Raw genomic sequence first — 11845 nt, forward strand, 5'->3', positions numbered from 1 at the left:
GAAGTGAAGCCCTTCGCCTTGTGCGGACAACCGTGATTCATCAGCACAATCCCAATCTGAGAAGGCAAATGTGCTACAGCTAAATCGTTTTTAATTTCCTCTTCAACCAAATCCGCCATTAGCTGGATGTAAGCTGGTTCATCGTAAAAAGAAGGAATATAACGCTGTCCTGTTACCCAATGTTCTTTACCATCAAAGGTTTGTGCTAAAGCATTGTTTACCTGTTCCACAGCAATCCCGCTAGTGAAAACAGAATCCACAACCAACAGCGGATAAATCAGAATTTTGTCAAAGCCTTCTGCTTTAATTTGCGGGATTACTTGTTCCGGCAAAAACGGCGCGCAAAAGTTAAAAGCTTTGAATACTTTTACTTTATCGCCCCATTTCTCCTGCAAATTCTGTTCAATCCCCGCCCGTTGTTGTTCAAAAATTGCATTGTGGGGCGACACGAATTTACCGTGTTGGTGACTCCACTCGTGCAAGTCAAAAATTGCCAAAATCTTCGCCAGTGGCGGATAAATCCAATTTGGTACTGGCGCAAACTTTGCCGTCAGTAAGTTTAAAGCTTGTTCGTTGTAATTCGCAAAATCGTCGTAGCTTTCGACTTCGCCGTAACCCATCAGCAAGACGGCTACGCGATCGCTGTTTGCCGGTGCGGCAGATGTTTTGAATTCAATTTTTTCTGGAGAAGCAACCACTTTGTATTCCTCAATTTTATTTATTCTAAGAGATCCAGACAGGATGAAGAGTGGATCTGAGATTTTTGATTGTTGGCGATCGCACGAGTTGCGCGCGCTGGGCTGATTCCCGGTTTCTGCACCGATAATTCCGGGCTAAACCTCTGATTTATCCTAGAAACCGGGTTGATGAGTGTCAGTCGTGAATCGGTTTTTTGGTTCCGACCCGAAACTCGTAGGGTGACTAGAACTAGAATCAGACTTTATTCAGCCTGACAGGGAATGGGGTTAGGGGGGATAAGTTTTATGTTTTCTTAAGACTCTTTCGCCTTGCCTCGGATTCCGCAGGTTTGCAGCGTTCCCAGCGTTTATTTTGGGGGGATATTCTTCAAACTTTGCGCTATCATGAGTTTAATATCCTATCCCCCCGTATGGCATATAATTAGTTATGGTGTACAATAAAGTAAAGTTATGTTAAGCTCTTGATTAATTTTATTGAAGCACAATGAGACTGGTAATTTGCCCCGGAATCCACGACCCAAAACTCACTGATTGTTTCCTAGAGGGACTTTCGGAAGTTTGGGGAAACGTAGAACCTCGGCAAAATATCCAAAGATCTTACTCTGTTAAGATTTTCCCAGCTCATAAACAGCCACCTTTTTCAGCCCTTGACATATTCCACTTTTTGTGCAGTCAAGAGTTGACAGGAGAAAGTCTAGTATTCGTTAGTTTTTCGGCTGGAGTAGCCGGGGCGATCGGGGCTGCGTGGATGTGGCAACAAATCGGCGGGAAAGTCGCTGCATTCATTGCTTTGGACGGTTGGGGAGTACCCCTGGGGGGCAATTTCCCGATTCACCGGATCAGCCACGATAGCTTTACACACTGGAGTTCAGCTATTCTCGGTGGCGGTGAAGACAGTTTTTATGCCGATCGCCCCGTTGAACATTTGGATTTGTGGCGATCGCCCCAAACCGCGCAAGGTTGGCAAATCAGTCAAACAGCCGATCGCATCGAGACGACGAAACCAGCCACCGCAGCAACATTTTTAGTTCACTTATTGAAACAGTACGGAGTCCAATCAGTTGTTTAACTTTAATTTATTATCATCGGCGATCGCATCTACTGCTACTTTTACCGGCATAGAAAATCCTGTATCTTCTTCAGATAGAAGCAAGAGCATTCAGCAGTGGTTGGTATTTGGCGCATCAGCATTTTTAGTCTCAATTCCAGTCTTTGTGCAAGCACCATTAGTGCGTTTGTATCCCACCATCAGTTTGCTATCAACTATCCCCTGGTTCGTACTTAGTTTAATCTTAATTTTCCGCCCAAAAACTCAACTTTGGGGAGACTTATTATTGATTTGGTGTATGCGTAAATCTTGGGGAAAAGTTGGTGCATATTTTTATTTCGGTTCGTTATTGGGAACCGCGATTACTGACGTATATTTTTACTTAACTGGGTTGATGCCTTACTGGAGACAAGTGATGCACGCGGAACCGGAGTTAGCAATGCCGATTTTTCAAAGTGCGATCGGGCAAATTGACACTCCTTGGGGTATTGGTTGTGCGATCGTTTTAATTGCTGTACTTTTGACTGTGGGTTTGATCAGTTTGCGCGATCTGGCGCGCCTTCAGCGGAGCAGTTTTTAGCACGCTGTTAGTAGATGGTTTATTCTGGTTGGCCGCTTCGGCAGCTTAAGCTTTATGGTTGGTTTCTATGTGTATGATTTTTGACCGCAGATGTGGGCGGATTGACGCAGATTAACGCAGATTTTTGGATAAATGTAGTTTTGAGATTCCTGACTTCTTTAAGAAGTCGGGAATTTGGGTATTTAGTGAACAATTATGAGTTAGAATCTAAAATCTAAAATCTAAAATCAATATCATGTCTTTCATTTCAGTTCGCGGTGTAGAACATTATTACGAGTGGATAACAGCAGACAATAGCGCCCAACCCAGCGGCAAACCAGTTATGGTATTTCTCCACGGCTGGGCTGGCTCAGCCCGCTACTGGGAAAGCACTGCACAGGCGATCGCCAATGACTTTGATTGTTTGCTGTACGATATGAGAGGTTTTGGTCGATCGCCCTTACCGCCATCACCTCCTGAGTCCAGTTACGAGCTCGAAACCTACGCCCGCGACTTAGCCGAATTATTAGAAGCTCTGAATTTAAGCCGCGTCTTTCTCAACGCTCACTCTACAGGAGCATCTATTGCTACTTTATTTCTCAACCTTTACCCCGAAAAAGTAGAAAAAGCCATTCTCACTTGCAGCGGCATTTTTGAATACGATGAGAAAGCCTTTACAACTTTTCATAAATTCGGCGGCTATGTAGTCAAATTTCGCCCGTCTTGGCTGGCTGCTATTCCGTTTGCCGATCGCATCTTTATGGCTCGGTTTTTGCGCCAATCTCTCCCCACAGCCGTCAGTTTAGCATTTCTCAAGGATTTCTTAATGGCAGACGAGGAAGCTGCGATCGGTACAATGGTGACAGCAGTTAGCAAAAGAGCAGCCGAGGAAATGCCCCAGGAATTTGCACGGTTGAGTGTGCCCACACTGCTGGTAGCTGGAGAATTCGATCAAATTATCCCCGCCGTCATGGGAGAGCAAGCAGCCTCCCTCAGCAAAAAAGTAGAATTTGTTATAATTCCCAATACAGCTCACTTTCCAATGCTGGAGGATGCCGCAACATATTTGCAGCTAATCCGAGACTTTTTGCCAGCAGCAGCTTAGCTGAGTTATAGTTCATCCAATGTACGATCGGACAAACAAGCTTTTATAGCCGTTTTTGCTCCGATCTTAATTTTTAATTCCTAATTTCTTAAAGCGAAAGGTGGTAATATGAACGACCTCGATCAATACTATAGAGTGCTGGGACTATTACCGGGAGCTTCCCGAGAAGAAATTACTCAAGCTTACAAGGATTTAGCGTTCATTTGGCACCCCGATCGCATCCCTAAAGATAATCCTAGACTACTCCAGAAAGCTGAAGAAAAGATTAAGGAAATTAATCAAGCTCGGGAACAATTGCGATCGATTCAGCCAAGAGGTCAAAATCAGAACACTCAGCATAAAAATACTCAGCACAAACACACCCAGCAACAAAACACCCAGCAACAAAACACCCAGTACAGAAATACTCAGTATCAAAACACCCAGCAACAAAACACCCAGTACAGAAATACTCAGTATCAAAACACCCAACAACAAAACACCCATTATGCGGGAAATTATGGTGGAAACTATGCTCCAAATCCGACGGGGCCTTATTCCGATGCCTCCCGCTACCAATCGCCACAGCCGCAGCCATCTCAATCTTACCGACAAGCTGCGCCGCAAGCTCCCGATTTGAGCGGTTCCAACTTCAAAGGAGCTTCCTTAAAAGAAAAGGATTTTTCAGGGAGAAACTTGAGCAATGCAAACCTGAGTGAAGCCGACTTAAGCGATACTTTTCTCCACAACATCAACCTCACAGGTGCGAATTTACAAAAAGCTAACTTGTTTAGGGCTAACCTGTTAGGAGCTTGTTTGATTAATGCCAACCTGAGAGAAACCAATTTAATCGGAGCGGATTTGAGCGGTGCAGACTTGAGCGGTGCGGATTTGACGGGTGCTAAAATCGGTTATGGCGATCGCGTCATGGTAAAACTCACAGGAGCTAGATTAACAGGTACAATCTTGCCCGACGGTACCGTACACAGTTAAAGGATTGAGTTTTTCCTCAATTCTGAAGCCAAAAATCTAGTTTCGGCAAATTGTTACTCCCAACTTAGATAGTGTCACCTAAAACAACCCCCATAAAATCGGTTCGTAGTGAGGACTTTAGTCCTCTTCAAATTGAGAGGACTAAAGTCCTCACTACGAACCTATAGCGGTTAAGTTATGTCAAATTATAAGCTGTTCCACATTTAACTTGCACACTTTAGTATTACCTTTATGTTTGAATCTTATCCCGATTTCTTCATCTGCTGCTTGCTCGCAGACAGGTAATACCAACCGATAAAACTCATTAAAGGAAATGGGTTCAAAACTTGAAAGAACAGCATTTCATTGTTTCGATCCAAAAATTTCATAGCTGATGCCAAAAATCCTCTTCGGGACTTACCAGAAAGAATTGGTTGAAAGCCCGCCCGCCTTCGAGAGAGAAATTAAAATCAGACTATTCATTACTCCAATCCTCGGACTTATAGGTAGAGGTCGCTCTCAAACTGTCAACTGTCAACTGTCAACTGTCAACTGTTGAAGCCCTCCGATGGAACAAACCGCGTTTTTTCACGAAAATATTCGCTGGGAATCTTTAATATCGGTAACAAACCCGGTTTCTGGGTTCCCATGCGTAAGTCCTACTTTTTTTGTGATAAAACGTTAGGAATTCGTGGTTGGTGGTAATTCGGTTGTCTCAGATTGAAACAAAAGTTTGCCCTCGCAGGGAACTAAAGTCTGGTAGAAAAACTTTTTACAACGATTGTGTTCATCGGCAATTACTACTCGCGCCTCGTGCCCGGTGCGAAATACCTCAGCGCGATCGCATTCTTCATAGGCAGCAATAATTACAAAATCTCCAGGATCGCACAAATGAGATGCTGCACCGTTGAGACAAATGATACCACTTCCCGGCTCTCCTGGCAACACATAGGTTGACAAGCGGTTCCCATTGCTAACATTCCAAATTTCCACCTCCTGTAAAGGCAGAATTCCCACCTTATCGATCAATTCATTGTCAATGGTGACGCTGCCTACATAATTAACATTTGCATCGGTTACGCGCACTCCATGTAGCTTAGCGTGCATCAGTCTAATTCTAGCCATTGTTTTTTTCCTGTACTGTATATGTCAGTCGATTTTGTATTTTATATTTTAGATTTACTTGCAGCATTAAATCTGGGAGCTTGAACTTGAGTCTCGAATCTAAAATTGAAGAATTTCTACTGTCATATAACCAATAGCAAACAATTCTCTCTAAGAGTAGCTTACTCCATCCTTTCCTTCACAGCACTACCTGGAATACTTCCATGTCATTGTCAAATTCTTGGATTTTCAGACGCTTGAGGGAAGTACCTGCTGGGAATTCTCTCTCAATTGTAACTGTTTTGATTGGGGTTAGTTGTTGCCACGCTGAATTAATAATATCTATAGCCCAATACGGTTAACTTAAGAGATGATATCGTTTCCGGTTGCATCGGAATTATTAACGGAAATTAGGAGACGGCAGTGCCGTGTCCCTACGATTAATCACGGTAGGGACACGGCACTGCCGTCTCCTCTATATCATAAGGAGTGCAACCGGAAATGATATGACAAGAGGGAAAACTCATGAAAAATAGATACTGGGTTGGCGCGTGCCTGCCCGTTGGCGAAGCTGCCCTGAAAGGGCTAGGGCTTATGCTTCGTTCCTCTCTTCGGACCATCTTAAGTGAACCGTATTGATCTATAGCCGGCTGCGAATTTTCCATTCCCAAAATCTCCCCCAAGAGATGTACAGCAAGTTGGATCTGACTTTTCACCTTTTTAGGCTTTTGGGGGAGGCTTTTCTCACAATTATTATCTCAAAACTTGGGAAATTGATTGGGTTTGCAAACTAATAATTTTACATACTTAACCATCTTGATTTTTTTTGATTGAACGCTTCCGTGATTGATTATTTCCGGCGACGCAACTTTCGTCCAGCAGCCAGCATAGCACCTCCCGCCATCAAACCTCCGACCGTCATCGGTTCTGGAACTGGCTCAGCTTCTACCGTCTCCACAGAACTGTCTTTAATCAATACAGCCACCGATTTGGGAATTGTATCAGCTTTGATCGTTCCCACAGAACCGCCTTTAATAAATACAGCCGAATCAAAATTACCGTCGCCCACATCTTTCATGCGGATGCTGAGAACATTTGTCTGATTTTGCTTGAGCAAACCCTCAAACCCTAAAACTTTAGTAAAACCGTCTAGCTTAATGATGTTAGCAGCAATACCCATCAAACTTGGGTTGTTAATATAGTCTGAGTGATCTGTAGAGCGATTATTTGGATCGGGAACGAGATTATTAATCGTAACTGTTTTCCCGTCGCTCAATTTTGCCAAATTACGACCATTCAGCAACAGTTCAAAATCGTCATTGTATTCAGAACCGCCGAACTCAGGAAACTCCTCTGAACCAAATACATACTCAAAGAACAATTTTTCAGCAGTGTCGTCAGCAAAAAATCTGAGGTCTAGCTGAGTTAAATCCCCAGATTCGCCCTTTACTCCAAAGTCCGTGTTTAAATCGCTGCCGTTGGTCATTAGGTTATCTTTCCGATTCTGGCCCGGTATATTGGTGACTTTGCCAGTGCTGAGAACAACGCCTGACTGCAAACCAAAAGGGTCATTAATAAAAGTACCAAAGGCAGCCTGATTTCCGGTAATTAAAACAGAGAAATCACTCAATCCTGCTATGTTATTTCCTAACAAATTATTTTTCAAAATCTCAGTGTTATTAGTTGCCCCTACCGAAAATGCCATTACTGGTGATGCCAAAAAGCTCAGAGCAGCAGTCAAGGTAGCTGTTAAGGCAGCAATTTTGTGATAACTTATCATATATTTTTGTTTAAAAGACTAAGATTGTTTAATGTCTAAATTCATTTTTACATTAGATAAGCATCAATGTCTAGTGCCTTTACAATGACTTTACATCTACGTAATTTTACGGCTTGGATGGTTAATATTTTGGGTATTTCTTAGCAATTATTCAATCAATAAACTTCAGGATAAAATACTAATACCAAAATATACGTACACAGACTAATAATTTGAGGAAGTAGGCACAGGATACCCAAGAAACCTGGTTTTTATGAGGTTTACGATCGCCCTTGACAAAAGATTTTGCTAAAATAAAAAACCGGGGTTTTTGGGTAAATCCGCAATTGATATCGAGTGGGGTCGATCGACTCCACCTGATATCAAAACAAATGACTGATGACAAATGACTGATGAGAAAGTTCGCGAGCGGGGACAGCACTAATCACCGATCGCTAAAACCCCCTTGCTTCTCCTTCCCCGCGCGGATCGGCAGCCCCTTCCAACCAACCGTCATCAGTCAGGACGATCGCATTTGCATTTCCCCAGCCGTCACGTTCGACAATCTGGTGTCCCCGCCTGCGTAACTCCTCAAGCGTCCCAGCCTCAAAACCTCCGCGTTCCACCATCAGGCGATCCGGCTGCCACTGATGGTGCACCCGGGGAGCAGACACAGCCTCGCCCACATTCATGTCGTAAACCAACAGGTTGAGGACAATTTGCAAAACCGTGGTAATAATCGTGCTGCCTCCAGGAGCCCCCGCAGCAAGGCGAAATTGGCCATTTTCCGTCACGATAACCGGTGTCATGCTGGATAAAGGAGTTTTAAGAGGGGCGATCGCATTTGCCTCACCGCCCACCAAACCAAACAAATTCGGCACTCCCGGCGCAGCAGCAAAATCATCCATCTCATTGTTGAGCAAAATTCCCGTACCCGCCGCCACAACCCCAGCCCCAAAACCTCCATTCACCGTAAACGTCAAACTAACAACATTGCGCTCTTTGTCAACTACCGTCAGGTGCGTAGTTTCCGGCGACTCGTACACAAAGCGGCTCAAAGTTTTAGCATCAACAGCTTTTACTTCGCTCGAAGGTTTGGCTTTGGAAATTTCGATTTGCGATCGGCGAAATTTCCCATAATTTTTGTTAGTCAGAGCTTTGACAGGTACGCTGACAAAATCTGGATCGCCCAAATATTCGGCCCTGTCAGCATAGGCAATCCTCATCGATTCCGCCAGCAAATGTAGCGCATCCGGGCTTTTCCTTCCCAAACTCTTGAGATCGGTATCGCCTAGAATATTGAGGATTTGCAACAAATGAACGCCACCGGAAGAGGGAGGCGACATCGCGCAAATTTCGTAAGTGCGAAACTTGCCACAAACCGGATTGCGCCAAATCGGCGTATAGTTTTTCAGGTCTTCGAGAGTGATAATGCCACCATTTTTAGCCATGTCGGTGGCGATCGCCCGCGCAATATCTCCGCGATAAAAACTTTGGGGATTTTGTGCAATTTGTCGCAATGTCCGCGCCAAATCTCGCTGCACCAAAACCTCCCCCGGTTGGTATAAAACATCACCACGAGTGAAAATATCCCGTGCCGCCCGATTCTTGTTAATCGCATCCTTTCGTTGCAGAGTAGCCTTTGTGAAGCGGGAACTTACTGGAAAACCCTTTTGGGCAAGGGCGATCGCCGGAGCCACCACCTGCGCCCAAGGTAACTTACCATACTCGCGGTGCACCGTATAAAGTCCAGCCACAGTACCTGGAATGCCCGCCGCCAAATGCCCGTCTAGACTTGCCCTTGGGCGCACTTTGCCTTGCTTGTCGAGGTACATATCGCGCGTTGCTCGTTTGGGCGATCGTTCCCGGAAATCCAGCGCTTGCACAGTCCCCGTTTCGGCCCGTCGCAGCAGCAAAAAACCTCCGCCGCCGATACCCGCCGAAAAAGGCTCCACCACCGAAATCGCCAAAGCCGTAGCAGCCGCCGCATCCACCGCATTGCCTCCCTGTTGCAGCACGCTCAGCCCCGCGGCGCTCGCCAGGGGGTGAGCCGAAACTGCCATGACCTGTTTGCTGCGCTGCTGCTGCAAGTTTGGCTGTAGCTGCTGGTGGCACCCACCTAACAGTATTACCGTGATGAAACAAGTATAAATACGCACTTTATTGCTTAACTTTGAAAACATTTCTCCCCGCTTTGTCAGTAGATATTACCGTGATGAAACAAGTATAGATACGCACTTTATTGCTTAACTTTGAAAACATTTCCCCCCGCTCTCTTAGGAGATATTACAGTGACAATTAAATGACATCATCCTAAAGACATAGATTTAATTTCACTTCAGCGAAGAATCATTAACAGCCACAAGTTTACTCAAACTCAAATATGTTCAGTAGGGTAATTGTTAAATACACTACATGGTAATTTAAATGATCAGAAATATTAAGCATTATCAAAAAAACTTATAGCCAAAAGTGTTGCAGCCGAGTGGGAAGAGTGCTACTATGGCTACATTAATTATTAATTTTTTATTAACAAATATTATGAGCAAAATTTTGGGTTATTTTAAGGCTCAAAGTCCTATCTACTTCAACAGTTGACAGTTGACAGTTGACCGCTTGACAGTTGACAGTTTGAGAGCGACCTCTACCCTTAAGTCAGAGGATTGGAGTAATGAATAGTCTGATTTTAATTTCTCCCGATCGGGGTTACGGCTTTCAACCAATTCTTTCTGGTAATAGGCTGGATCTTTTTTAAAAGTCAGGCCGTAGACCCAACTTTAAAAAAAAGCGCAATCCTTGAACTTAAAAAAACAAAAAGTTTTAGTGAGCAGTTTACCAAACTGTCCGGAGTGTTAGTTAATCGGAATCTATTGAAGCAAACAATCATCTCAAATAAACATCTCCATCAAGCTTTATGAACGCAAACAACATCGGCGCATTCATCCCCGGATTTAATCTCAAAAACATCAAGAATAGAGATATGGGAGGTGCAATCGATAACAAGTTAAACACAGGAAAACTCAAAACTGCGTCGCCCACTATTCTCGCACCCAGGATTGTCAGAAAAGCAGCATCACTTGCCATTAGCACAAATTTTTCCCGCGAAAAAGTTAGCATCATCATGCCGGCATTCAACGCCAAAGACACTATAGGCGAAGCGATCGCCTCCGCACTCCAGGGGACTCACCGGAATATAGAAATCCTAGTGATTGATGACGGTTCCACCGACGGCACCGACAAAATAGTTACTGACATGGCGGGGCAAGATCCGCGAATTAAGTATTACAAAAATCCGAAAAACCTAGGAGCTTACAAATCTAGAAATTTAATGCTCGAAGCAGCAACCGGAAAATTTATCGCATTTTTAGACAGTGACGACACCTGGGAACCAAACAAACTAGAAGAATGTTTGAATCTCCTCAAAAAACACCCAGAAGTTAAATCAGTCGGTCACGCCCTCCGCTATCTCAACAAGGAAGGCGAGAAAGTCAGCTACATTCCCACATATCCCACAAATCGGGAAGAATTGCAGGATGTTCAAGAAAACGGCGCGCTTCCTTGGGTTTTTCCTACAGCTTTAGTAGTAGAACGAGAAGCTATCCTAGAAATCGGAGGATTTTTAGACGACTGGAAAGTAGGTGCAGATACCGAACTGATGGCCAGACTAGCTCAAAAGCACGGGATGCTAAGCACAAAGATGCCCTTAGGAAACTACCGAGTTTTGGGCAATTCGTTAACCGATAAATATTGGTTTAACAAGCGTCTAGCGATAGACTGCGTTAAAGAAAACCAGCAACGCAGAATTCGCGGTCAATCAGAGTTAACCTTGAGCCAATACCAAGAAATCTTTTTCCAAAATCTGTCGCCGTTAAAAAAACTCAATAAGTTAAGAGAGATTGTGGCAACTCGCTTCATGAGAAAAGCCGGAGAAAGCTGGTTAAATCGTGAGATTTTGCCTACTCTAATTTACGGAATTGCCACAACAGTGCTGAACCCTCAAGCCACTGTACACAAAATTCAGTGGATGAAATATCAGAAGCGATTAAATCAAGAATTTGACTAATTAGCTATTGGGCTGCTACATATAGCCTACCGAACTCTGCCACTTTCTAGCAGTAGCTGAACAGTTAACTGGACTCAGCTAGAGATTCGACTTCTAGGGTAGGTAATACCCGCCTGTTTGTTGACAACTCGACTGGTGGACAATCTCTGCATCAGTCGAGTTGTTAATAAAAATTGGTTCTTTGCATAGGCCCTCTAAAATGCGATCGCCCTGACAAAAGCCCTCAAAGGATTGAACAGAGGGGAATTCGCCAAAAAAATTAGCTGTCAAATCGGCTGCGATACCCATATTGAGGGTTTTCCCCCCGCTAGGCTGATCCCACTCAGGCTTCCAGCCTGTTATATTGGCTATAGGTAAATAAGCGCAGTACGGCTGTATAAATCAACAGCCTAGCTACTAAGTAGCGGAAAACACGGCTAAAATCCAAATTTTCCCACTATTCCCTAGCCAACTCTGTTTCTGCTACACAAAACTTAGCTAAACTTTCTCAAGTCTCACTATTCAATCAAGATTGCTCTTGAAGGGTCTGCTTCCTGCTTCACCCAAGGGAGTCGGCTC

General features: G+C 44.2%; 10 protein-coding genes. 5 read left to right on the forward strand and 5 right to left on the reverse strand.

Annotation, left to right across the window (positions count from 1 at the left end; genetic code table 11):
- The coding region (locus JGK20_RS30970; RefSeq protein ID WP_293233337.1) for a ferrochelatase at positions 1 to 698 on the reverse strand (698 nt) is incomplete at its 3' end.
- A gap of 484 nt (positions 699 to 1182) precedes the next feature.
- Here JGK20_RS30970 and JGK20_RS30975 point away from each other — a divergent pair.
- The 4 genes from JGK20_RS30975 to JGK20_RS30990 all read left to right on the forward strand — a co-directional run bounded on the left by JGK20_RS30975 (position 1183) and on the right by JGK20_RS30990 (position 4382).
- Positions 1183 to 1767: a hypothetical protein gene (locus JGK20_RS30975; RefSeq protein WP_293179353.1), complete on the forward strand. Its 585-nt coding sequence runs from the start codon at positions 1183 to 1185 to the stop codon at positions 1765 to 1767.
- Positions 1760 to 2326 carry a DUF3120 domain-containing protein gene (locus JGK20_RS30980; protein WP_366039712.1) on the forward strand — a complete coding sequence of 189 codons (567 nt, stop codon included), beginning with the start codon at positions 1760 to 1762 and terminating at the stop codon, positions 2324 to 2326. Before JGK20_RS30975 ends, JGK20_RS30980 begins: the two co-directional genes overlap by 8 nt.
- A gap of 235 nt (positions 2327 to 2561) precedes the next feature.
- Positions 2562 to 3410, forward strand: a complete 849-nt coding sequence (locus tag JGK20_RS30985; protein WP_293233339.1) for an alpha/beta hydrolase — start codon at positions 2562 to 2564, stop codon at positions 3408 to 3410.
- Positions 3411 to 3518: 108 nt separating this feature from the next.
- Complete coding sequence (locus JGK20_RS30990) at positions 3519 to 4382, forward strand: pentapeptide repeat-containing protein (RefSeq protein WP_293233341.1); 864 nt, start codon at positions 3519 to 3521, stop codon at positions 4380 to 4382.
- A 660-nt stretch (positions 4383 to 5042) separates the two neighbouring features.
- On the opposite strand, the gene panD is transcribed toward JGK20_RS30990, so the two are convergent.
- The 3 genes from panD to ggt form a co-directional block, all read right to left on the reverse strand.
- A complete protein-coding gene (gene panD, locus JGK20_RS30995; RefSeq protein WP_293179342.1) occupies positions 5043 to 5486 on the reverse strand; it encodes an aspartate 1-decarboxylase in 444 nt (147 codons plus the stop codon).
- A gap of 829 nt (positions 5487 to 6315) precedes the next feature.
- On the reverse strand, positions 6316 to 7245 hold the full coding sequence (locus tag JGK20_RS31000) for a choice-of-anchor L domain-containing protein (protein WP_293191296.1): 930 nt from the start codon (positions 7243 to 7245) through the stop codon (positions 6316 to 6318).
- Positions 7246 to 7679: 434 nt separating this feature from the next.
- A complete protein-coding gene (gene ggt, locus JGK20_RS31005; protein WP_293233343.1) occupies positions 7680 to 9407 on the reverse strand; it encodes a gamma-glutamyltransferase in 1728 nt (575 codons plus the stop codon).
- 731 nt (positions 9408 to 10138) lie between these two features.
- Here ggt and JGK20_RS31010 point away from each other — a divergent pair.
- A complete protein-coding gene (locus JGK20_RS31010; RefSeq protein WP_293179334.1) occupies positions 10139 to 11287 on the forward strand; it encodes a glycosyltransferase family 2 protein in 1149 nt (382 codons plus the stop codon).
- A 93-nt stretch (positions 11288 to 11380) separates the two neighbouring features.
- Here JGK20_RS31010 and JGK20_RS31015 read toward each other — a convergent pair whose 3' ends face one another.
- On the reverse strand, positions 11381 to 11575 hold the full coding sequence (locus JGK20_RS31015) for a hypothetical protein (protein ID WP_293179331.1): 195 nt from the start codon (positions 11573 to 11575) through the stop codon (positions 11381 to 11383).
- Positions 11576 to 11845 lie beyond the last annotated feature (270 nt).

The sequence above is a fragment of the Microcoleus sp. PH2017_05_CCC_O_A genome (genome assembly GCF_020738785.1).
Taxonomy (GTDB): domain Bacteria; phylum Cyanobacteriota; class Cyanobacteriia; order Cyanobacteriales; family Microcoleaceae; genus Microcoleus.